Annotated in this window: 21 protein-coding genes and 1 tRNA gene; 10 read left to right on the plus strand and 12 right to left on the minus strand. The window is 61.0% G+C overall.

Annotation, left to right across the window (positions count from 1 at the left end):
* Positions 1-245 precede the first annotated feature (245 nt).
* The 5 genes from AC1RM7_RS21230 to AC1RM7_RS21250 form a co-directional block, all read right to left on the minus strand.
* The gene (locus AC1RM7_RS21230; RefSeq protein WP_492837374.1) at positions 246-971 is read right to left on the minus strand and encodes an AAA family ATPase; all 726 of its coding nucleotides are present in this window, start codon (positions 969-971) and stop codon (positions 246-248) included.
* A gap of 84 nt (positions 972-1,055) precedes the next feature.
* On the minus strand, positions 1,056-1,265 hold the full coding sequence (locus AC1RM7_RS21235; RefSeq protein ID WP_492236119.1) for a helix-turn-helix domain-containing protein: 210 nt from the start codon (positions 1,263-1,265) through the stop codon (positions 1,056-1,058).
* Between the two features lie 92 nt (positions 1,266-1,357).
* Complete coding sequence (locus AC1RM7_RS21240; RefSeq protein ID WP_492236118.1) at positions 1,358-2,116, minus strand: hypothetical protein; 759 nt, start codon at positions 2,114-2,116, stop codon at positions 1,358-1,360.
* A gap of 25 nt (positions 2,117-2,141) precedes the next feature.
* Positions 2,142-3,350: a tyrosine-type recombinase/integrase gene (locus AC1RM7_RS21245; protein ID WP_492236117.1), complete on the minus strand. Its 1,209-nt coding sequence runs from the start codon at positions 3,348-3,350 to the stop codon at positions 2,142-2,144.
* Positions 3,351-3,533: 183 nt separating this feature from the next.
* Positions 3,534-3,618 (minus strand) — tRNA-Leu (locus AC1RM7_RS21250).
* Positions 3,619-3,798: 180 nt separating this feature from the next.
* On the opposite strand from AC1RM7_RS21250, the gene AC1RM7_RS21255 reads away from it, so the two are divergent.
* The gene (locus tag AC1RM7_RS21255; RefSeq protein WP_034459883.1) at positions 3,799-4,299 is read left to right on the plus strand and encodes a disulfide bond formation protein B; all 501 of its coding nucleotides are present in this window, start codon (positions 3,799-3,801) and stop codon (positions 4,297-4,299) included.
* A gap of 16 nt (positions 4,300-4,315) precedes the next feature.
* On the opposite strand, the gene AC1RM7_RS21260 is transcribed toward AC1RM7_RS21255, so the two are convergent.
* On the minus strand, positions 4,316-5,407 hold the full coding sequence (locus tag AC1RM7_RS21260; protein ID WP_024919554.1) for an AbrB family transcriptional regulator: 1,092 nt from the start codon (positions 5,405-5,407) through the stop codon (positions 4,316-4,318).
* A gap of 153 nt (positions 5,408-5,560) precedes the next feature.
* Positions 5,561-5,845 (minus strand): PsiF family protein, encoded by a 285-nt coding sequence (locus AC1RM7_RS21265; RefSeq protein ID WP_034459886.1) that lies wholly within the window; start codon positions 5,843-5,845, stop codon positions 5,561-5,563.
* Positions 5,846-6,034: 189 nt separating this feature from the next.
* Between AC1RM7_RS21265 and AC1RM7_RS21270 the strand changes: the two genes are divergently transcribed.
* The 4 genes from AC1RM7_RS21270 (at position 6,035) to AC1RM7_RS21285 (ending at position 8,575) form a co-directional block, all read left to right on the plus strand.
* Positions 6,035-6,520 carry a hypothetical protein gene (locus AC1RM7_RS21270; RefSeq protein WP_024919552.1) on the plus strand — a complete coding sequence of 162 codons (486 nt, stop codon included), beginning with the start codon at positions 6,035-6,037 and terminating at the stop codon, positions 6,518-6,520.
* Between the two features lie 73 nt (positions 6,521-6,593).
* Positions 6,594-7,388 (plus strand): LssY C-terminal domain-containing protein, encoded by a 795-nt coding sequence (locus AC1RM7_RS21275; protein WP_444826144.1) that lies wholly within the window; start codon positions 6,594-6,596, stop codon positions 7,386-7,388.
* 81 nt (positions 7,389-7,469) lie between these two features.
* Entirely contained in the window at positions 7,470-7,856 is a 387-nt protein-coding gene (locus AC1RM7_RS21280) for a CidA/LrgA family protein (RefSeq protein WP_024919550.1), read from the plus strand.
* A complete protein-coding gene (locus AC1RM7_RS21285) occupies positions 7,853-8,575 on the plus strand; it encodes an LrgB family protein (protein ID WP_024919549.1) in 723 nt (240 codons plus the stop codon). Before AC1RM7_RS21280 ends, AC1RM7_RS21285 begins: the two co-directional genes overlap by 4 nt.
* A 45-nt stretch (positions 8,576-8,620) precedes the next feature.
* Here AC1RM7_RS21285 and AC1RM7_RS21290 read toward each other — a convergent pair whose 3' ends face one another.
* Positions 8,621-9,427, minus strand: coding sequence for an SDR family NAD(P)-dependent oxidoreductase (locus AC1RM7_RS21290; RefSeq protein ID WP_024919548.1), 807 nt, complete (start codon positions 9,425-9,427; stop codon positions 8,621-8,623).
* A gap of 132 nt (positions 9,428-9,559) precedes the next feature.
* On the opposite strand from AC1RM7_RS21290, the gene AC1RM7_RS21295 reads away from it, so the two are divergent.
* The 3 genes from AC1RM7_RS21295 to AC1RM7_RS21305 are packed head-to-tail and all read left to right on the plus strand — an operon-like array spanning position 9,560 to position 12,063.
* Positions 9,560-10,501 carry a GlxA family transcriptional regulator gene (locus tag AC1RM7_RS21295; protein ID WP_024919547.1) on the plus strand — a complete coding sequence of 314 codons (942 nt, stop codon included), beginning with the start codon at positions 9,560-9,562 and terminating at the stop codon, positions 10,499-10,501.
* A gap of 44 nt (positions 10,502-10,545) precedes the next feature.
* Positions 10,546-10,905: a hypothetical protein gene (locus tag AC1RM7_RS21300; protein WP_152544122.1), complete on the plus strand. Its 360-nt coding sequence runs from the start codon at positions 10,546-10,548 to the stop codon at positions 10,903-10,905.
* A gap of 42 nt (positions 10,906-10,947) precedes the next feature.
* Positions 10,948-12,063: an alkene reductase gene (locus AC1RM7_RS21305; protein WP_024919546.1), complete on the plus strand. Its 1,116-nt coding sequence runs from the start codon at positions 10,948-10,950 to the stop codon at positions 12,061-12,063.
* A 92-nt stretch (positions 12,064-12,155) separates the two neighbouring features.
* Here the strand turns inward: AC1RM7_RS21305 and AC1RM7_RS21310 are convergent, their stop codons facing one another.
* The 3 genes from AC1RM7_RS21310 to AC1RM7_RS21320 all read right to left on the minus strand — a co-directional run bounded on the left by AC1RM7_RS21310 (position 12,156) and on the right by AC1RM7_RS21320 (position 14,737).
* Complete coding sequence (locus AC1RM7_RS21310) at positions 12,156-12,713, minus strand: HNH endonuclease (RefSeq protein ID WP_006018785.1); 558 nt, start codon at positions 12,711-12,713, stop codon at positions 12,156-12,158.
* A gap of 117 nt (positions 12,714-12,830) precedes the next feature.
* Positions 12,831-13,925 carry a DUF2855 family protein gene (locus tag AC1RM7_RS21315; protein WP_024919545.1) on the minus strand — a complete coding sequence of 365 codons (1,095 nt, stop codon included), beginning with the start codon at positions 13,923-13,925 and terminating at the stop codon, positions 12,831-12,833.
* Entirely contained in the window at positions 13,922-14,737 is an 816-nt protein-coding gene (locus tag AC1RM7_RS21320) for a DNA-3-methyladenine glycosylase family protein (protein WP_024919544.1), read from the minus strand. Before AC1RM7_RS21320 ends, AC1RM7_RS21315 begins: the two co-directional genes overlap by 4 nt.
* A 74-nt stretch (positions 14,738-14,811) precedes the next feature.
* Between AC1RM7_RS21320 and gluQRS the strand changes: the two genes are divergently transcribed.
* Complete coding sequence (gene gluQRS, locus AC1RM7_RS21325; RefSeq protein ID WP_024919543.1) at positions 14,812-15,690, plus strand: tRNA glutamyl-Q(34) synthetase GluQRS; 879 nt, start codon at positions 14,812-14,814, stop codon at positions 15,688-15,690.
* Between the two features lie 66 nt (positions 15,691-15,756).
* Positions 15,757-17,037, plus strand: coding sequence for an ATP-binding protein (locus AC1RM7_RS21330; RefSeq protein ID WP_024919542.1), 1,281 nt, complete (start codon positions 15,757-15,759; stop codon positions 17,035-17,037).
* Here AC1RM7_RS21330 and AC1RM7_RS21335 read toward each other — a convergent pair.
* Positions 16,979-17,857, minus strand: a complete 879-nt coding sequence (locus AC1RM7_RS21335) for a YihY/virulence factor BrkB family protein (RefSeq protein WP_024919541.1) — start codon at positions 17,855-17,857, stop codon at positions 16,979-16,981. The genes AC1RM7_RS21330 and AC1RM7_RS21335 overlap by 59 nt on opposite strands.
* Positions 17,858-17,865: the final 8 nt, after the last annotated feature.

Raw genomic sequence — 17,865 nt, forward strand, 5'->3', positions numbered from 1 at the left:
CATGAGAGGGGCGAGGTGAACTTCAAGGCTGCGATTCCATCGCCCTTTGATGACGCGAACACGGACAGATAAGTGAAGACATGAGTGGATGTTGGTGGACGCGAAAATAATTTTGACTGACATTCGCGATGGATCGCATTGATCGGCGTTCAACGCACGTATCCCGACGCTCACCGGTGAGCAATGGCGGTGAGGTCGCGAGACCAGGTCATCCCGATCTCGCGATACCGGTTGCTTGCGGAGTCTCACATAGTGTCGATCTGGCCTGTCGCCGAGCGAAACTGAAGGTCTGATATCCACGAGCGCATGTCGGGGAAGCGACTTTCCACGATGTTGGCGATCACCTTGCGATCATAGCTGATGCCCTCATTGTCGAGTATTTCGACAGCGCGATCGATGTGAAGTGGTAACAGTTGTTTGCGAGTTGCCTTGATTGCTGAGCCAAGGTCGATGGTATTGAAGCGACTACGTATCGTATCCGGAATCTTGCTCATGTCATTGGCGGTGGCAAAGAATACGCTTGTTACGCGTGCCGTTGTTAAGGTGTCGCCGCGTAGCGCCGAAAAAGCTTGTGCGCTAAGACCATCGAGTTCGTCGATGAATACCGCTCGATGACCGTAGAGCGATTGCAAGGAGACGGTGCGGATCAACTTTCGCACCATGTCAATGCCGTTATCCAGGGCGCCATTAATGTATTGCCGATCAAGGCGAGACTCGGCGATGATCGCGTCGATCGTTGCGGTTTTTCCTGAACCGGTTGAGCCGCAGAGTAGAATGTTCGGGATTGAGCTGGAATTAGCGGATTGCGCGATGCTTGCGAACAGTTGCTTTAGCGAAGCTGGCAAAATCAACCCGTTTACTACGCGAGGCTGATACTTGTCGGTCCAGTCGGCGTGCGGGGGTGCCGCTTGTGCTGTGGTGACTAAATCGAATCCAATGGATGCTGCTGCGACTTTGGTTGCGTTTGGCATTTTAAAAGTCCTTTCTGCAAAGTAGAGGCAAGGCTTCGCCGCGCACCGATTGCTCGGCGAACCTTGCTGTTGTGGGTTTGAGGTTTAGGCTGCCATCAGCCCGGCGAATGCCGGTTGGAGAGGCGGGGATGGAATCGAGAGTGGAAGGCTATCGCGCCATTCCTTCTCTGCCTCGGGTAGGATCAGCGTCCGACGACCAACCTTGACCGCCTTAAGCCGACCTGCCTTGATCTCCTGGTAGACCTTGGAACGGCAGATGCCGTTGCGAGCGCAAAAATCTTTAATACTAAGCACGATGAAGCTCCGTTCACCGCCAACTGAATTGCTGGCGTATGAACAGTTTTCTGTCCGATCCTGCTATTCCAGATGCTAGGACCGGAATGAACTTAAACTGAGAAGGTCTTGAGCTTCATTTTCAGCTTATCTAGCCGCGTCTTAACCCATGCGCCGCGCTCACGTTCGGGTAGCTGCTGCCATTCTGCGGTTAAGCCCCGATAATGACTCTGAAAGCGGTTTACGGACATGAAGTTCAGGTCAGCAAATTCCTTCGCATCATCCTTCTTCGATTCCTTGGCCGATTCAGGATTAACGGCTGGCTCGAATTTGGCGAGCCACCCGATGATCAGTGCTCCTGGGCGGGCTTTCTTTGCCACCTTGTCTTTGCGCTGACGTGAATCTCGGGCGCGCGCAGTGATCTTATTCAAATAGGTTTCAAGCGATCTATAAATGTGCTCCGCAGCTTGTTCTTGTGGCTCGTGCCCTTGCTCGATGAGTACTTTCAGGAGGGCCGCAGCCTCAGCTCTTAGCAGCCAAAATTGGGTCGGGTCGGGGGCTTTCCGAGTGTTGCTAGGCTTCTTGAAGACTTTGTTTTCAATCCCTCTGTTGAGGTCAAGGAGTGCAATTGCAAGGCTCATCAAAGAGCCGGGAATATAGGAAGGCGCCAATCCTGATCGTTCAAAGAATACAGACACAGATTCTAGCGACGCAGCCGCAACATTGCGCCGAAACGCATTAATATCTCGCTCGTCGTCGGGAGGGAGAAGTCTTGAAATCATCGCCAGGCTCGCGATTAGGTCGACCAGAAATGGACCGGCTTGTTCGACTGCTAGTTTGACGTGCCGCGAGTCATCGGTAGATTCGCTCATGACAGCCCCATGCGTTAAATGTAATTCAGGCTTTCTTCGGTGGTGACAACATTCGAAATTCGTCGAGGTAATTGGCCCATTCTTGCATCATCTCGGTTCGCTCGGGAAGATATTGTGCAGCGTTGTATGCGCGCCGAACCTCACTACGTTCTTGGTGCGCGAGTTGCCTCTCAATCGCGTCAGCACTGAACTTTCCGCTTTCGTTCAGGCGTGTTGATGCCATTGAGCGAAATCCGTGAGTGGTCATCTCATTTTTTGAATAGCCTAAACGACGGAGGGCCGCGTTCAGTGTGTTTTCCGAGATCGGTCGTTGCCAGGATCGGGTCGAGGGAAAAATTAGTCTTGAGGATCCGGTGATTGCTTTGAGGTCAGTGAGAATCGCAATGGCCTGCTTAGAAAGTGGCACTATGTGATCTAGTCCCATCTTCATTCGCTTGCCGGGGATCCTCCATATCTTGGACTTGAAATCAATTTCTGACCACTCGGCTAGTCGAAGCTCTCCGGGTCGAACGAAGACAAGCGGAGCCATGCGCAGCGCTGCGCATGTACTGTAGTGACCATCAAATCCGTCGATCGCTCTGAGCAATGCGCCGATCTGGCTTGGTTCGGTTACAGCAGCATGGTGTTTGACTCGCGGGGTTACCAGGGCTTTCCTTAAGTCGACTGTTATGTCGCGCTCAGCTCGGCCTGTCGCTACGGCATAACGAAGGACTTCGCCGACAACACTTCTGATTCTGAGCGCTGTTTCGTAGCGACCCCGGCTTTCAACCTTGCGAAGGCTTTCGAGGAGCTCGGCAGGCCTAATCTCAGCAATCGGTCGTCCTCCAAAATCTCTGACTGCAAATTCCAACAACCATGACTTCTTCTTCAGGGTGCGAGGTGATGAACCCTCAGCCTTCCATTTTTCTAGGCACTCGCTCGCCACCGTCATGAAGGTATTCGCATGCGAAATCTTTCGAGCCTGCTTCTCGGATTTTCGCAGTTCTGATGGATCAGTGCCTACGGCGATTAGTTTCTTTGCAGTGTCCCGGGCGGTCCGCGCGTCCGCTAATGAAACGAGCGGATAGTTTCCGAGAGCCAGCAATTTCTGGCGGCCGGCAAATCTGTACGCTAACCGCCACAACTTGGATCCACTCGGCTGAACAAGAAGGAATAAGCCGCCGCCGTCTGACAATTTAAACGGTTTTGAACGCGGTTTTAAGTTTCGGAATTCGAGCTCTTTTCGTGCTGGCATGCATCTTCCATCTTTCAGGAACTACCAACACTCTCCGAAACTACCAACAAAAATACCATCGAATTTTCTGGATGTGGGTGCACAGTCGCAATCCTCCAAGAACGATACTTTCCCATAATCCATTGTATTTAATGGATTAATGCGACGTTCGTGGATGTCGGTGGATCTGTGGAAACTGTGTGATGGTGCCCCTGGCCGGAATCGAACCAGCACTCCTTGCGGAACTCGATTTTGAGTCGAGCGCGTCTACCAATTCCGCCACAGGGGCCAACAGGACCGTCGCCGGAAGGCGAGGGGGTCTTGAAGCGGGCGGAATATAGCTCGCGCGCGGGTGCGGTCAACCGCCTGTGATCGCGCCAGGCGTCGACAGCAGACGGCGGGCAAGCTAGGACCCACGCCGGACAGGAGATTTCACGTGTCAAACGGCACAACGACGGCATCAGGACACATGAACCGCCCGCGTGACGCAACATTTGTCGCCAGTGCGGGCATTGCGGCGATTGCCGCTGCGACCATCGCCGGTGCGTGGTTCTTCGAACTGGTGCTCGACATCCGGCCCTGTCCGCTGTGCCTCGAACAGCGTTATGCCTATTACCTCGCCATTCCGCTGGCGGCCCTTGTTGCGTTTGGCGCCTCGCAGGGTGTCTCCCGGCGTTTGCTCGGTGCGGGTCTTGTCATTCTCGCCCTCGCACTGCTCGCCAATGCCGGTCTCGGCGCCTATCACGCCGGCGTCGAATGGGGATTCTGGCAGGGGCCGACCGATTGCAGCGGGCCGATCGTCGATTTCGGCAACACCGGAAACCTGCTGGATAGCCTGAACAAGGTGAAGGTGATCCGCTGCGACGAGGTGCAGTGGCGTTTTCTCGGGCTGTCGCTGGCAGGCTACAACGTGCTGATCTCGCTTGCCATGGCGGCGCTGGCCGCGTGGGGTGCTGCCAAGGCGCGATAGACTCTGGGATCATGCCCTAGTCATCCGCATCGACCTGCGGGCGTCCGAACAGATGAACGATCCCCGGTGTCGCCACCGAGACGAAAACGAATCGCGACAGATGATGTGCGCCGACGAAAATCGGATCGATGTGCAGCGTCAGAGCCAGCGCCAGCATGGCGTCCATCGCGCCCGGCGCGAAGGACACCACGATGTCGCCGAACCGCGCATGCGTGGTCAGCGCCGCGATCGCCATGAAAATCGCTGAAATGACGATGGCCACCGCGAACGATCCGATCGCAGCGGCCATGTAGCTCAGCAACGTGCGTGCCGAAATTTTCGCAAATCGCGTGCCGATCAGCGCTCCGATCCCGATCAGTGCGGCGGCGTAGGCCCAGCTTGGCAAGCCGCCTTCGATCGATCCGGTGCCGTGCAGGAGGCTGGAGCCGAGCATGGCGCCGAACATCCAGCTCGCCGGAAACCTCACGAGACGCAGCAGCAGCGATGTCGCCACGCATGCCGCGGCGAGGACGGCGAGCGCAAGCGGCGTTGCGGGCGCTGTGTGTATCGCGGAGCCGCCGTGCTGCGCCAGCCCGGATGCCGCGAGGATCAGCGGCAGCGCCGCGGTCAGAACGATCACGCGCATGGTCTGCACCACCGCGATGCCGGCGACATCGGCACGCTGCTCGTTGGCGAGCATGATGATCTGCGACAGCGCGCCGGGGCTGCCCGCGAGCAGGGCGGATGTGCGGTCCCATTTGTGGACGTGCTGCAGATAGAAGCTGCTGCCGAACGTGGCGCAGAAGGTCGACGCGGCAAGGATGGCGATGCTGAGCGGATAGCCCGCCATGTTGGTCAGCATTTGCGGCGACACCATCGAGCCCAGCGACAAGCCGAGCGTCATCAGGATGATATGCGCCATCAGCGGCGGCAGGCCCATCGGACGCCCCGCGATCGCGGCGGCACCCACTGCGATCATCGCGCCCGAGATCAACCCGCCGGGCAATTCCAACCATCGAAACAAGGCTCCTCCGGCCAGGCCGATCAGGAGCGTTTCAAAAGTATGGAGGATGTCGCGCGGAGTGACGCTGCGAAAAATTCGCGACAGCTTTTGAGGGACAGGCGTCATTGCGGCGGGATTTGAGGAACGGAAACGCCGTTATCACAAATCCAGCGTTACGCCGCAAATGAGTGCGAGCATGGCTCAGGCACTTTCCATGCGCGGCTTGATGAAAGATCGAAGGCGAGCCAGCCGAAAGCTGACTCGCCTTGCGTCGTTGGATTAGTTCGGTTTGCCCGCAGTCTTCTTGCACTCGGAGCGGAATTTCTTGCGCTCCTTGCCGTGCAGTCCCTTGGCGTCGGCCTGTTTCGAGCATTCGAGGGAGGCGGCGGTTCGTTCCGCTTTCTCCTTGGGAGCCGCCATCTTGGCTGGCGCGGTTTTGGCCGGCTCCGCCTTGGTTGCAGGCGCAGCCGGAGCTGCAGGCGTCGCGGTTTGCGCGAAGGCGGCACCGGCTAGCATCAGCGAGGCGACGGTGGTGGCAAGGATACGTGAAGGGAGGGTGATCATGGGTGATGTCTCGCGTTTCAGATGGGCGCGAGCCTTGGCCCGCGAGGATGAACCGCTCGTGAACGCCGCAGCGCGGAATGCCCTTCGACGTTCATTATTTTTTGATCGACGGGCGTGGCAGCGCGTTGAATGCAAATCGGCGTGGGCTAGGATGTGTCGCTTTCGAGATCCCTCATTCAGGAGAGTTCGATGACAATCCGAGCCAATCTGTTGTGTGCGGCACTGCTGGCTGGTGCGGCGACCTTCGCGGCCATGCCGGCGCAGGCCCTGACCGCCCAGGAATGCAGCGCCAAGTATCAGGCTGCGAAGGCCGCGGGCACCCTTGGCGACCAGAAGTGGAACGACTTCCGGAAGGCCCAGTGCGGCGCCGACGCGACGCCTGCGGCCGCGACAACAGCGCCTCCCAAGGAGGCTCCAAAGGCGGCCGCAGCGCCGAAGGAAGCACCGAAGGCTGCCGCGGCTCCCGCTGCTGCTCCCGCCGCCCCGGCAGGACCCGCAGTCTTCCCGACCGCCATTGCGCCGAAGTATTCCAGCGAGACCGCTGGCAAGGCGCGCATGCACACCTGCGTCGACCAATACAACGCCAACAAGGCCACCAATGCGAACGGCGGGCTGAAGTGGATTCAGAAGGGCGGCGGCTATTACAGCGAATGCACCAAGCGGCTGAAAGGCTGAGATTGGCTGAACGGTCATGGACCGGTCGGCTGTGAGTCCGGCCGGTCCAGCGCCGCGGCCACCGTCGCGCCGTATGAAGCGGGTGCTCATGGCGCTCGCCGTTATTCTCGTCGCCTACGGCGTGATCGCTTATCTGCTGCTGCCGTCGTTCTGGCGGCACTACGAACATCAGAGGAAACTCGATGGCCTGCCGATGGTGACAGTCACCGCGCAGGGCATTCCCGCCGATCCGATCAATGTCGGGCTGGTCGGATCGTCGAATGACATCCTCTGCGCCATGCGCGAAGCAGGATGGTTTCCAGCCGATCCGGTGACATGGCGCTCCTCGCTGGAAATATCGGGCAGTGTATTGCTCGACAGGCCCTATCCCGACGCGCCGGTCAGCCCGCTGTTTTACGATGGCCGGCGCGAAGATCTCGCTTTCGAGAAGCCGGTCGGCAAGAGCGCCGACCAGCGCCATCACATCCGTTTGTGGATGGTGCTCAAGGATGGTGAAGAGAAGCGCCCGGTCTGGCTCGGTGCGGTGACATTCGACCGGAGTGTCGGGTTCAGTCACTACACCGGCGCGATCACGCATCACATCGCGCCCGATGTCGATGCGGAGCGGCAGTTGATCGAAACCGATCTGCAGGCCGCCGGGATGATCGAGGCGCGCTACACCGTGGCCGGTGTAGGTCCCACACTGCGTGGTCGTAATGGCGAGGGCGATCTTTACTACACCGACGGCGAGGTCTGGGTGCTGCGGCTGGTCGAAGGCTGCATCAAGCGCCACAGGCCTCCAGTCGTTCTGACGGGACCGGTCGCGAACGCACTCAAGGATACGATCTGGAAGAACATTGCCGACCTTTATCGGCGCTCGCAGCAGTGACGGTGCCTCCCTGCATGTGGCGCGATTGACAGCGGCGAGCCGTCTCGCGTGTTATGCAGCGTATCCGCGCCGGAGCCGCCCATGATCGCCAGCCTGAGTGTCATTCTGATCTGTCAGTTGATCGGTGAGGTGATCGTCCGCGGATTGCGGGTGCCTGTGCCGGGGCCGGTGGTGGGCCTGGCACTTCTGTTTGTGGTGCTGATTACGCGCGATCGTTTTCCGATCCTGGCGCGAGGGCCGCTGCGCGACAACGCGGTGGAGGGGACCGCGAAAGGCATGCTGGCGCATCTGTCGCTGCTGTTCGTCCCGGCAGGCGTCGGCGTGGTGCAGCAGCTCGATCTGCTCGCCCACCACGGTCTTGCAATCTTCGTGATCCTGGCCGCGTCGGTCCTGGTGACTCTGGTTGTCACCGTCGGCACGTTCCTGATTACCAGCCGGCTGATGCGCCGGGGACGCGGCGCGTCATGAGCGGCAATCCGTTTTCGCTGTGGGTGTATCTGTCGCAGACGCCGCTGCTGTGGCTGACCGTGACTCTGGCGGTCTACGCAATCGCCGACGCGGCCTCGCTGGCCACCCATCGCAACCCGCTGATGAACCCCGTGCTGCACTCGATCTGGATCGTCGGCTTGTTCCTTCACCTGACCGGGACCAGCTACACGACCTATTTCAGCGGCGCGCAGTTCGTGCATTTCCTGCTCGGTCCCGCGACCGTCGCGCTCGCTGTGCCGCTTTATGAAAACCGCAAGATCGTGATGTCGGCGATTATCCCGATGCTGATGGCGCTCGTCGTGGGCTGCATCACCGCCATCGTGTCGGTGGTGCTGTTCGCGGAAGCGGCCGGCTTGCCGCGTGAGATCGTGCTGTCGCTGGCGCCGAAATCAGTGACCGCGGGTGTCGCCATGGGCATCAGCGAAACGCTGGGCGCCAATCCAGCTATCACGGCGGTCGCAACCGTCCTGACCGGCATCATGGGCGCGATCGTGGTGACCCCGACGATGAACCGGCTGGGAATCACCGATTTCCGCGCGCGGGGTTTCGCGGCGGGGCTCGCCTCGCACGGAATCGGCACCGCGCGTGCGTTTCAGGTCGACGAAGTGGCAGGCACATTCGCCGGCATCGCGATGGGACTGAACGCACTGGTGACGTCGCTGCTGGTGCCGGTCGCAGCCACGCTGTTGCTGCGCTGAGAGAGCCCCCGCCGGTGGGCGAGGGCCTTGTTCGTTGAGCGGAAGCTATGCTGCGCTTTTTTTCTTGTAGCGATCGGCAGCCTGCGCCCGTGACAGCTTCGGCGTGAGCGCCTTTCTGGCGGCATCGTAGTTTTCCCATTCCTTCACATCAGGCAGTGACGGGATGGTGATGAGTTCGCCAATGTCGAGGCCAACCAGCGAAGCATCGACCATTTCGTCCGCCTGCATCACGATGCCCTGCGGCAGGTGGGCGACCGGTACGCCTGCAACATCCCAGAAATTCGTTGCGGTCGCGCCCGGCAACACAGCCTGAACCCGAACGCCGCTGTCCTTGAATTCCTTGTGCAGCGCCTGGGTGAAATTGACGACATAAGCCTTGGTGCCGCTGTAGGTGCCGTTGAGCACATCGGTATCGAGCGCCACGATCGATGCGATGTTGATGATGAGCCCGTTCTTGCGGGCGACGAAAGCCGGGGCGGCGGCAAGCGCCAGACGGGTCAGCGCCACGACGTTGAGCTGGATCATCGCATCCATCTGATCGACATCCGAGGTCAGCAGCGGTCCGGCGGAGCCGATGCCGGCATTGTTGATCAGTGCAGTAATGCTCGGGTCGGTTTTCAGGCGCTCCTCGACGCGGCGCAAGTCGGCCTTCGCATTGAGGTCAGCGGGCAAAACCTCGACCTTGCGGCCGGTGGCCTTGGTGAGTTTGGCTGCGAGCGTGTCGAGCTTCGCCTTGTCGCGGGCGACCAGGATGAGGTCGTAGCCACGCCGAGCGAGGCGGTCCGCATAGATCGCGCCGATGCCTGAGGAGGAACCTGTTACGAGAGCCGTACCCTTGTTCTGATTTGCCATTGTCGTGTCCATAGTTTGCTGGTGTCTCCGGCGGAAGGCCGGGCTTGACGGGATCAACCTAGGAGTTTAGGGGTTTGTCTTGAATGTCGTATATACCTCGTTTTAGGACAATGACGAGAGAGGCGAGCTGCCATGAAGCGCATCGGTCTCGTGATCTTTCCGGGTTTCCAAATCCTTGATCTGGCTGCGATTTCGGTGTTCGAGCTGGCGAACATGGTGGGATATTCGCCCTCCTATGAGATCGAGCTTTTGTCGGAGTACGGCGGACCGGTCGCCAGTTCGTCGGGCGTCCCGATCGAGACCAAACCCTTCAGCGCGGCGAAGTTCGACACGGTCCTGGTGACCGGCTGGATGTCGCCCGTTCCAGCATCCGCCGGACTGCTCGCTTTCATGAGCGCGGCGAGCAAGGTGTCGCGGCGGATCGCCAGCATCTGCACCGGTGCCTTTGTGCTCGCGGAAGCCGGCATCCTTGACGGGCGGCGCGCCACCACGCACTGGGCGTTCGCACGGGACATGCAGGCCCGCTTTCCGAAGATCAAAGTTCAGGAAGACAAAATCTTCATTGTCGATGGATCGGTGTGGACGTCAGCCGGCATGACATCATGCATCGACCTTTGTCTGGCGATGGTCGAGGACGATCTCGGTGCCGACATTGCGCGCGGCATCGCACGCAAGATGGTGGTCTATCATCGCAGGACTGGCGGGCAGTCGCAGTTCTCGGCGCTGCTCGAACTTCAGCCGAAGTCTGACCGCATTCAGGATGCGCTCGCTTTCGCAAAGAAAAATCTGAAGACCGATTTGTCGGTCGAGGTGCTGGCGGAAGCCGCGCGGCTCAGTCCGCGCCAGTTCAGCCGTGCGTTCCGCTCGGAAACCGGACAGTCGCCGGCGAAAGCCGTCGAGAACCTCCGTGTCGAAGCGGCGCGCCTCATGATGGAGGAGGCACAGCATCCCGTTGATGTGATCGCGCGCGAGACCGGGTTTTCCGATCCCGAGCGGATGCGCCGTGCATTCCTGCGGGCATTCGGCCAGCCGCCTCAGGCGATCAAGCGCGCGGCGCGGAGGGCGGCTGCCTAGGCCAACGGAGATCTGTGAGGCTCCGGTTCAACAGGTGCGCAGTGATGTCTGCGCGCGTTCGCGTCAAGGAAGTTCCTGACCTTTATTATTTTTTGCGTGCCGCGCTCAGGAACAACTGCTTCCCTTCAAAGGTTGCTCCACAAGTTGATGTGGAGATTACAGATGTTGTTCCTCATGCCTCGTGTCATGACGAGTATTGCCTTGTCCATCTTTTGGTCGGCTATGACCTTGAATCAGAATGCTGGCGATCCCGCTGTGAAATCTGGCGTGGAAGACGACGCATCGGCGCGATAATAGGAAATTTGCCGCCGGCAATCGAATGCGCAGCTTGGTCAGTGGCCGCGTCATCGGAGCGTAGGTCTGCCATGCGCGCGCGAAATGAAGAGAAAAAACGCAAGCTGTGATAACGCGTCAAAACCCTTGATGCAGACCCCGGAGCTTGCGTGATGTCCTCCTCGCTTTTCTCTCCCCTGAAAGTCGGGCCGTATCAGCTCAGCCACCGCGTCGTCATGGCTCCGCTGACCCGGATGCGAGCCGCGCAGCAGGATAACGCGCCGCATCCGTTGAACCTCGAATACTATCAGCAGCGCGCCACGCAGGGTGGCTTGATTATCGCCGAAGCATCGCCGGTCGTTCAAACCGGACGAGGGAATCCCAGAACGCCGGGCATCTATTCGCGCGAGCAGATTGCTGGATGGCGCGAAATCACCGATGCGGTTCATGCCAAGGGCGGCATCATCTTCCTGCAGCTCTGGCACGTCGGGCGTGTCTCGCACTCCTCGTTCCAGCCCGGCGGGGCCTTGCCGGTCGCGCCGTCAGCGGTTCCGATCTCCGGCAATTTCACCGCCATGACCGCCGATGGAAAGCAGGTGCCTTACGAGACGCCGCGGGCGCTCGAAACCGGCGAGATCGCGGGAATCGTCGACAGCTTCCGCGAGGGAGCGCGGAACGCGCAGGAAGCCGGGTTCGACGGCGTCGAGATCCATGGCGCGAACGGCTATCTGCTTGAGCAGTTTCTTCAGTCGCGCATCAACCAGCGGACAGATGCGTACGGCGGATCGATCGAGAACCGCGCACGTCTGCTCGCCGAAGTCACCGATGCTGCCATCGGCGTCTGGGGCGCCGATCGTGTGGCCGTGCGTCTGTCGCCTTACGGTGTCGCCAACGACACCGGCGAGGCCGATCCAATGCCGCTCTACAGCCATGTGGTGCGGATGCTGGGCACGCGCGGTCTGGCTTATCTGCATTTCATCGAGCCGCGCAGCAGCGGCGCGGGCCGTGCCGAGGTCAACCATCAGAACGTGCCGTCGGCGATGGAGTTGTTCAGGCCGCTCTGGCCGGGCGTCCTGATCACGGCGGGTGGCTTCACCGGTGAGACCGCAGAAAATGCAATCGCATCAGGCAAGGCGGATGCGATCGCTTTCGGCCGTCACTTTATTTCGAATCCGGATCTGCCGCTTCGCCTCAAACGCAAGTCGCCGCTCACGCCGTACAATCGGGCGACGTTTTATGGCGGCGCGGAAGCGGGCTACACGGATTATCCGTTCCATCAGGAAGCCTGAGCGCGAACGCTTACGGATCGAGCTCGGTATCAAAGCAGGGAGTGACTTCTCTCCCTGCAACGCCGCGAGCGACTGGCCATTAAGCCGGAATCCTACGGGTCGAGTTCGGTGTCCCAGTAGAGATAGTCGAGCCAGCTTTCGTGCAGGTAGTTCGGCGGGAACAGCCGGCCGTTGCGGTGAAGCTGGTGCACCGTCGGCGCGAACGGCATCTGGCGCGGATGCATTTTCGCCTGCGCCATCGTCATGTTGCCCTTGCGCAGGTTGCACGGCGAGCATGCCGCGACGACGTTTTCCCACGTGGTCTGGCCGCCGCGGGAGCGCGGGATGATGTGATCGAAGGTCAGGTCTTCCTGCGAGGTGCAGTACTGGCAGGAGAAGCGGTCGCGCAGGAAAACATTGAACCGGGTGAAGGCGGGATGCGTCGTCGGCTTCACGAACGACTTGAGCGAAACCACGCTCGGCAGCCGCATCTCGAAGGTCGGGCTGTGAACCGCGTGGTCGTAGTTGGCGACGATATTGACGCGGTCGAGAAACACGGCCTTGACAGCGTCCTGCCAGGACCACAGCGAGAGTGGATAGTAGCTCAGCGGCCGGAAGTCCGCATTCAGCACGAGGACCGGCCAACCGCCTTGTGACACATGTGCGTTCAAGTAACGCTCCTGGCCCCAACCCCAATTGGCTGCGAAGCAGCTTGGGATGACATACTACAGGCAGCGTGACGGGATTGTGAAGAGCGTTTCCGCTCACCTGCCGGTGAGCGCTTCGCCTCAATCGGCCATCGACAGCATGTGCGCTTGTGCCGGTTTTACGCGGCCTTTGAGCGTATCCAGGTAAACCTGCTGGACCGCGTCGGAACCCCGGCTTTCGATCACATCGAGCTTGGGGCCCATCGCGGCGGTGAAGCCGGACCAGACCGCGCCGAATCGCTGGTCGATTCCTCCGGGACCCCATTCCTTGGCGCGCTTGCGAATCTGGTCCGGCGCAAAGAACCATGTCGGCTTGGCGCCGGGCAGGGCGTCGTCGTCAGGCGCTGCATCCTGATGGGTCAGGCCGACCCGTCCGCTGTAAACCAACTGGCCGCCGAAGTGCCTGTGCAGCCGGGTGCGCAGATCGGGATTGCCCGCCATATCGACGAAGGCGACCGGCTGATCCGCGGGAATGGTCTCGATGTTGTCGTATATCACGACCTCGTCGTAACAGCCGAGCGATGTGACGAAGTCCCTATTCCCCGCCGCCGTGAGTCCGATCACGCGCACCGGCTTGCGGTGGCTGTGCAGCAGCCACGCCAGCCCGAACGCGGTCTTGCTCGATGCGCTGGAAAGGATCACGGTTTTCGCGCCGAAGAAGTCCTTGTCGGCGAGGAAATCGTCCACCAGGAACGAGAGCATGAACAGCGGCCGCAGCAGCGCCTGATAGTCGCCTTCGCGGCCCTCGAAGGCGGGATCGCCGGTGACGCGGGCATAGGCATTGTAAACCGGCGAAACGCTCTGCCGGTGCGCGGCGGCATCGCGAAAACCTGCTTTCCTGACGTCGGCGGCTTCGATCACGAGATGCGTCGCCATCGGCAGATAGCCGAACAGCACTTCGCCCGCCGCGATCTCCGGATGACGCGATTCGATGACCCGGCCGAATCCCCAGACCGGAATGTTGCCGAAGCCCTCGGGTGTCGGAAACAGATGCCAGTACTTCAACTGGTCGCCGAGCATCGCGTAGGTGATGTTGTTCGCGGTGAATGCGAAACGCTCGACCTTCACCAGCAAGCCATCCTCGGGTAATTGCATCACGCCTGGCAGCGGCGTCTCGATCAGCCTGCACTTCGCCAGATCGTTCCGCTCCACGATGAATTGAGTGGACGATGTCATTTCCGCGCTCCCGTTGTCTTCGCTGCTTTCTTTGGTAGCGCATTCTTCGCCGGCTTCGCTGACGCTTTTGCGACGCGGGATTTGTTTAAAACGCCCTTGGCGTTTGAAACGGTTTTCGCTTTCGCAGGTTTCTTCTTGGTGGTCGTTTTTGGCGACGCTGTCGCTGTTCCTGCGATCACGCCTTCGCGCTTCTTGATAGCGTGATAGTACGACCACCACAGATGCGCGGCTGCGCCGCGAAACGGCCGCCACGGCTCCGCCAGCGGATGCATCTCCTTGACCGTTGGCCGCGACTTCAAGGCGAGGCCGATGCGCATCGCCTCCTGAATGGCAAGATCGCCCGCCGGCCATGCATCGCCGTGACCGAGACAGAACAGAAGATAGATGTCGGCGGTCCATGGCCCGATGCCGTGCAGCTTCGTCAGGGTCGCATGGGCGGCGTCCGCGTCTTCCTCCGCGAGCACTTCGAGGTTGAGCCGTTCCTCGCTCAGTTCGCGCGCGATGAATTTCAGCGATTTGATTTTCGCCGCAGACAGGCCGAGACGTCCGAGCCGGTCCGCGCGTGCGCTCTTGAGCTTGTCATGATGAAAGGGATTGAACGTCGTGCTGACGCGGCCCCAGATGGCGGCGGCGGCTTTTGTCGACAACTGCTGTCCGCAGACGATGGCCGCGAGACCTGCGAAGCCGGGCTCGCGCCTCCGCAGGTTCGGCATCCCGGCGACATCGAGCACGGGGCCGAGCCGGGGATCGAAACGGACCAGCGCATGAACCGCGTCTTCAAGGTCCGCTTGCGTGTTGAGATGGACTGTCATTGGTTTTGTGAGCATGAAGGGAATCGGACGCGAGTGCAATTGCCGGGGCACGATGCGTCGAACAGGATCGAACCATGCCGCCACCCGTTTTCCGTTTCGCGCCAAGTCCGAATGGATTTCTTCATCTTGGACATGCGCGCTCGGCGCTGCTGAACTTCGATCTCGCCCGGCAAAGTGGCGGGCGGTTGCTGCTGCGCATCGAAGACATCGACACCACCCGCTGCCGGCCCGAATACGAGCAGGCGATCTATGAGGATCTCGCGTGGCTGGGCCTGACATGGGAAGAGCCGGTGCGGCGGCAGTCGGAACAGCTCGCGCTCTATCGCGAGGCCGTCGATCGCCTGATGCGCGAGGGCCTGCTGTATCCCGCATTCGAGAGCCGCGCAGAAATCGCCCGGCTGGTCGATGCGAAGGACCGGGCGGGACCATGGCCGCGCGATCCCGATGGCGCTCCGGTCTATCCCGGAACCGGCAGGCATCTGGCGATCGACGAGCGTGATCGAAGCCTGTCGTCGGGAGCGCCCTACGCCTTGCGGCTCGATATGGACGCAGCGGCGGCGCGCGCCGGTCCCCTGTTCTGGACGGAGCAAGGCGCCGGTCCGGGTGGCGAGACCGGACAGGTGCCGGCAAAGCCTGAGCAATGGGGCGACGTCATCCTGGCCCGCAAGGACACGCCGACGAGTTACCATCTGTCGGTTGTGATCGACGACGCCCTGCAAGGCATCACCGATGTCGTGCGGGGCCAGGACCTGTTCTGGGCGACCGGCGTGCACCGGCTGTTGCAGGAATTACTCGGGCTGCCGCAGCCGGTTTACCGCCACCATGGCCTCGTGCTGGACGAGGCAGGACAGAAGCTGTCGAAATCGACGCGGTCCACGGCGCTCCGGGATTTGCGGGCCGGTGGGACGACACCGGCGCAGGTGCGGCGTCTTGTTGGTATTAACCCCGCTTAAACCCGCCGTAGCGTGACTCGGCAGCCTCCGACATGTCATGTTGGAGGCTGGATGGGGTGGGGAATCATGGCGGCGAAATCGCGCGTCAAGCGTAGCCTGAAGACGCGCGTCAAGCGCGGCGCCAAGACGCCTGCGCGGAAGACGCGTGGGGCGAAGCCGGTTGCCTCGAAAAAGGCGGCCGTCAAAAAGGCTGCTGCGAAGCGGAGGGTCAAACAGCCGGCTTCGGAATCGCGGATCGTCGAGACGGCGCTGGCGGCCTTCGCCCACGAAGTCCGCACTCCGCTGACCGGCATTCTGGCAATCAGTTCACTGCTGGCGACATCCGAACTCGGTGAGCGCGAGCGGCGCTGGGTGGATACGATCAAGGTCGGTGCGGAGCATCTCGCAGCGCTCGCCACCTTGTTCGTCGATGCGGCGCGCCACGACACCACCGGGCTGGCGGTGCGCCAGGACTTTTTCGATCTTCAGGCGCTGTCACGGGCGATGGGGGATTCCCTGGCTGGGCGTGCCGCGGCGAAGGGGCTGCAATCGCAGGTCGAGATCGCGGCAAAACTGCCGGTCTTTGTGACCGGCGATCCGGTGCGCCTGCGGGCGGCGCTGGAAAACCTGATCGACAACGCCGTCAAGTTTACCCAGCAGGGCACGGTGGCCCTCGACGTTTCGGCCAGGGCAGGCTCAGGCGACAGACTGGATGTGACGTTCTCGGTTTCCGACAGTGGCATCGGTCTTTCGCTCGCGGAGATCAAGCGGCTGTTCAAACCGTTCTCGCAGGCGAATGTCAGCATCGCGTCGCGTTTCGGCGGTGCGGGCCTTGGATTGTCGTCGGTCAAGCAACTCGCCCGTGCCATGGGCGGCGACATCACGGCAAGCCAGCGAGCGGGCGGCGGCATGACATTCGTGCTGACCGTTGCGCTCAAGCGGGCGAAGGCGCTGAAGCCACCGGCGCCGGGATCGGATGTGCCGCGCGCGTCGCGAGGTCTTCGCATCCTGAGCATTGAAGACAATCCATTCGGCCGCGTCGTGCTCAACGCCATTCTGACCGAGCTCGGCCATCAGACCGAATTCATCGGACGCGGCGAGGCGGCGCCGGAGCGGATCGCGCAGGGCGACTTTGATGCGGTGCTGATGGACATGGTGCTTCCGGGCATCGACGGCGTTGAAGCGATCCGGCGCGTCCGGGCGCTTGAAGGACGTTGCGGGCGTATCGCCATTATCGGCGTTTCGGGGCGAGCAGATGATGAGCAGGCCTCGCTCGCCGCCGGCGCCGATGCGTTCCTGACCAAACCGGTCAGCCCGCGCGCGCTGGCGACGGCGCTTCTTCAGGCGACGCAGCGTTCTGCCACTTGACGATCGAGGCGTTGAGTTCGCCGCCGTACACGAAAATCGCCGCGATGAAATACAGAAACACCAGCGCGATCATCACCGACGCTAGGCCGGCATAGGTCGTGACGTAGTTGCTGGCGAAACGCGCGAGGTACTGGCCGAACACCACGCCGGAGACGAGCGATCCGATCATCGTGAAGACAACGCCCGGCATAATCTCGCGCATGCGGCGCGTTCCGGCCGGCAGCCACTTGTGCAGGATCACAAGCGTCACGATCAGCGCGACAATGGTCAGCCCAAAGCGCAGGATCGTAAACAGATCTTCGTTCGGTTCGATCCGAAGCGGAATGTGGCGCCGCGCGGCGGCCAGGATCAGCGGACCCAGCACGATCAGGAACGCCATCGCCAGTGAGGTCACGGCGGCGACCATGGTGTAGCCGATCGATTCCAGCCGTAGCCAGTACCAGCTCCGCTTTTCGACGACGCCATAGGCCCGGTTCAGCCCGACGCGCAGGCTTTCGACACCGTTCGATGCGAAGTACAGCGCGAGCACGACGCCGATGGTGAAAACACCGCTATGCGATTGGGTCAGTACGTTATGGATTTCGCCGGACAGCGCATCGGCGACCTGCGTGGGCCACGTCTCCAGCATCATTTCGGCAGCCCGGTCGGCCAGTTCCTTCGATCCGAACACACCGGCAAGGGAGGTGATCACGATCAGGAAGGGAAACAGCGCCATCAGCGCCGATAGTGCGATATGGCTCGCGATCGCCCAGCCATCATCGGCCAGGAACGTGTAGAACGCATCGAGTGCGACATTGAAAGCGTCTCGGATCAGCCTCACGTGCCACC

The sequence above is a fragment of the Afipia sp. GW822-FHT03D08 genome (genome assembly GCF_058801645.1).

Coding starts and splice junctions, on each gene's coding strand:
- AC1RM7_RS21295 (WP_024919547.1), top strand. CDS start 9,560: ATGAAGCGCATCGGTCTCGTGATCTTTCCGGGTTTCCAAATCCTTGAT.
- AC1RM7_RS21300 (WP_152544122.1), top strand. CDS start 10,546: ATGTCTGCGCGCGTTCGCGTCAAGGAAGTTCCTGACCTTTATTATTTT.
- AC1RM7_RS21315 (WP_024919545.1), bottom strand. CDS start 13,925: ATGACATCGTCCACTCAATTCATCGTGGAGCGGAACGATCTGGCGAAG.
- AC1RM7_RS21230 (WP_492837374.1), bottom strand. CDS start 971: ATGCCAAACGCAACCAAAGTCGCAGCAGCATCCATTGGATTCGATTTA.
- AC1RM7_RS21320 (WP_024919544.1), bottom strand. CDS start 14,737: ATGACAGTCCATCTCAACACGCAAGCGGACCTTGAAGACGCGGTTCAT.
- AC1RM7_RS21255 (WP_034459883.1), top strand. CDS start 3,799: ATGAACCGCCCGCGTGACGCAACATTTGTCGCCAGTGCGGGCATTGCG.
- AC1RM7_RS21265 (WP_034459886.1), bottom strand. CDS start 5,845: ATGATCACCCTCCCTTCACGTATCCTTGCCACCACCGTCGCCTCGCTG.
- AC1RM7_RS21285 (WP_024919549.1), top strand. CDS start 7,853: ATGAGCGGCAATCCGTTTTCGCTGTGGGTGTATCTGTCGCAGACGCCG.
- gluQRS (WP_024919543.1), top strand. CDS start 14,812: ATGCCGCCACCCGTTTTCCGTTTCGCGCCAAGTCCGAATGGATTTCTT.
- AC1RM7_RS21240 (WP_492236118.1), bottom strand. CDS start 2,116: ATGAGCGAATCTACCGATGACTCGCGGCACGTCAAACTAGCAGTCGAA.
- AC1RM7_RS21260 (WP_024919554.1), bottom strand. CDS start 5,407: ATGACGCCTGTCCCTCAAAAGCTGTCGCGAATTTTTCGCAGCGTCACT.
- AC1RM7_RS21245 (WP_492236117.1), bottom strand. CDS start 3,350: ATGCCAGCACGAAAAGAGCTCGAATTCCGAAACTTAAAACCGCGTTCA.
- AC1RM7_RS21290 (WP_024919548.1), bottom strand. CDS start 9,427: ATGGCAAATCAGAACAAGGGTACGGCTCTCGTAACAGGTTCCTCCTCA.
- AC1RM7_RS21270 (WP_024919552.1), top strand. CDS start 6,035: ATGACAATCCGAGCCAATCTGTTGTGTGCGGCACTGCTGGCTGGTGCG.
- AC1RM7_RS21305 (WP_024919546.1), top strand. CDS start 10,948: ATGTCCTCCTCGCTTTTCTCTCCCCTGAAAGTCGGGCCGTATCAGCTC.
- AC1RM7_RS21330 (WP_024919542.1), top strand. CDS start 15,757: ATGGCGGCGAAATCGCGCGTCAAGCGTAGCCTGAAGACGCGCGTCAAG.
- AC1RM7_RS21280 (WP_024919550.1), top strand. CDS start 7,470: ATGATCGCCAGCCTGAGTGTCATTCTGATCTGTCAGTTGATCGGTGAG.
- AC1RM7_RS21275 (WP_444826144.1), top strand. CDS start 6,594: ATGAAGCGGGTGCTCATGGCGCTCGCCGTTATTCTCGTCGCCTACGGC.